This window comes from Variovorax sp. dw_308, assembly GCF_019207085.1.
In the GTDB taxonomy this organism is placed as follows: domain Bacteria; phylum Pseudomonadota; class Gammaproteobacteria; order Burkholderiales; family Burkholderiaceae_C; genus Variovorax.
In genome coordinates this window covers 1-2476 of record NZ_JAATOM010000072.1, presented here as the reverse complement: position 1 = coordinate 2476, position 2476 = coordinate 1, and the positions used below count along the sequence as shown (strand labels likewise).

Genomic DNA, 2476 nt, shown 5'->3' with positions numbered 1-2476 from the left:
ACAAGGAGACATTGCATGCATGCTCTAGGCGTTCACAGCGAGGTCGGCAGGCTCCGGACCGTCATGGTCTGCCGGCCGGGATTGGCGCACCAGCGGCTCACGCCGGGCAACGCCGCAGACCTGCTGTTCGACGACGTGCTCTGGGTCCACGAGGCGCAGAAGGACCACTACGACTTCGTGCTCAAGATGCGCGAGCGCGACACCGAGGTGCTCGACCTGCACGAGATGCTGGCCGAGACGCTGCAGGACAAGGCGGCGCGCGCCTGGGTGCTCGACCGGCGCATCACCGTGAACGAGGTCGGGCTCGGGGTGCGCAGCGCGATAAGGCCCTGGCTCGACGAGATGCCGGCCGCCAAACTGGCCGACCACCTGATCGGCGGCATCGCACTGCTCGACATCCCGAAGAGCGAGATGTCCTCCATCCTGATCGGTGCCTTCGGCGACACCGACTTCGTGATCCCGCCGGTGCCCAACACGTTGTTCCAGCGCGATCCGTCCTGCTGGATCTACCAGGGCGTGACCTGCAATCCGATGTTCTGGCCCGCGCGGCAGCCCGAGACATTGCTGCAGCGCGCGATCTACAAGTTCCATCCGCGCTTCAAGGGCGCCGACTTCCAGATCTGGCTGGGCGATTCCGACGAGCCTTTTGGCGCGTCGACCATCGAGGGCGGCGACGTGATGCCCATCGGCAAGGGTGTGGTGCTCATCGGCATGGGCGAGCGCACCACGCGGCAGGCCGTCTACCAGCTGGCCGAGCAACTGTTGACGCGCGGCGGCGCGACGCGCGTGATCGGCTGCCTGATGCCCAAGAGCCGTGCCGCGATGCACCTCGACACGGTGTTCAGCTTCTGCGACCGCGACCTCGTCACCGCCTTCCGCGAAGTGGTCGACCAGGTGCGCTGCTACAGCGCGCGCCCGGACGGCAACGGCAGCATCGAGGTCCACCTGGATGAGGGCCATCTGTTCGACGTGGTGCGCGACGCGCTCGGGCTCAAGGCGCTGCGCGTGGTGGAGACCGGCGGCAACGCCTGGCAGGCGCAGCGCGAACAGTGGGACGACGGCAACAACGTGGTGGCGCTCGACCCCGGCGTGGTGGTTGCCTACGACCGCAACACCTACACCAACACGCTGCTGCGCAAGGCGGGCGTGGAAGTCATCACCGTGCGCGGCTCCGAACTCGGGCGCGGACGCGGAGGCGGGCACTGCATGACCTGTCCGATCTCGCGTGATCCGGCCTATTGACGACGACCAACCAAGGAACTGAACATGAGCTTCAATCTGCGCAACCGCTCGTTGCTGACCGTGCAGGACTACAGCCAGCGCGAATTCCGCTACCTGCTCGACCTCGCCCGCGACCTCAAGCGCGCCAAGTACGCGCGCACCGAGCAGAAGCACCTGCAGGACAAGGAGATCTGCCTGATCTTCGAGAAGACCTCGACGCGCACCCGCTGTTCCTTCGAGGTGGCCTGCCATGACCAGGGCGCCAACGTGACCTACCTCGACCCCGCGGGCTCGCAGATCGGCCACAAGGAATCGTTCAAGGACACGGCGCGCGTGCTGGGGCGCATGTATGACGCCATCGAGTACCGCGGCGCCAGCCAGACCGGTGTGGAAACGCTGGCGAAGTATGCGGGCGTGCCGATCTTCAACGGCCTGACCGACGAATACCACCCGACGCAGATGCTCGCCGACGTGATGACGATGCGCGAGCACTGCGACAAGCCGATCAGCCAGATCAAGTACGCCTACCTGGGCGACGCGCGCAACAACATGGGCCACTCGCTGATGATCGTCGGCTGCCTCATGGGCATGGACGTGCGCATCTGCGGCCCGAAGCAACTGTGGCCTTCGGACGAGTTCACCGGCATCGCGCGCGACCTTGCCACGCGCTACGGCGCCACGCTCACCATCACCGACGACCCGAACGCGGCGGTCAACGGCGTGGACTTCATCCACACCGATGTGTGGGTGTCGATGGGCGAGCCGAAGGAAGTCTGGAAGGAGCGCATCGGCCTGCTCATGAAGTACCAGGTCAATGCCGCGCTGATGAAGGCCAGCGGCAACCCGCAGGTAAAGTTCATGCACTGCCTGCCCGCGTTCCACGACACAGAGACGACGCTGGGCAAGCAGATTGCCGAGACCTACGGCATCAGCGACGGGCTCGAGGTGAACAACGAGGTGTTCGAGTCGGAGTGGAACATCGCCTTCGAGCAGGCCGAGAACCGCATGCACACGATCAAGGCGATCCTGGTCGCCACGCTGGGGGACTGAAGGTGCTGATCGTCACGGCCCTCGGCGGCAATGCTCTCCTGCGGCGCGGCCAGCCCATGACCGCGGAGAACCAGCGCGAGAACGTGCGCATCGCGGCCCACTCGCTGGCGCCCGTGGCGCGACAACACGACCTGGTGGTCGGCCATGGCAACGGGCCGCAAGTCGGCCTGCTGGCCCTGCAGGGCGCCGCGTATACCGAGGTCGA

The 2476-nt window shown here is 66.1% G+C and carries 2 protein-coding genes and 1 pseudogene; all 3 read left to right on the top strand.

What is annotated here, in order from left to right; genetic code table 11:
• Nucleotides 1–15 precede the first annotated feature (15 nt).
• On the top strand, nt 16–1242 hold the full coding sequence (locus tag HCU76_RS36190; RefSeq protein WP_213959959.1) for an arginine deiminase: 1227 nt from the start codon (nt 16–18) through the stop codon (nt 1240–1242).
• Between the two features lie 24 nt (nt 1243–1266).
• On the top strand, nt 1267–2271 hold the full coding sequence (locus HCU76_RS36185) for an ornithine carbamoyltransferase (RefSeq protein ID WP_213959960.1): 1005 nt from the start codon (nt 1267–1269) through the stop codon (nt 2269–2271).
• Between the two features lie 2 nt (nt 2272–2273).
• Nucleotides 2274–2476 (top strand): annotated as a pseudogene (locus tag HCU76_RS36180) (carbamate kinase); the annotation flags it as partial.

Bases quoted from the DNA above. Each gene is read 5' to 3' on its own strand.
- HCU76_RS36190 (WP_213959959.1), top strand. From the start codon at position 16: ATGCATGCTCTAGGCGTTCACAGCGAGGTCGGCAGGCTCCGGACCGTC.
- HCU76_RS36185 (WP_213959960.1), top strand. From the start codon at position 1,267: ATGAGCTTCAATCTGCGCAACCGCTCGTTGCTGACCGTGCAGGACTAC.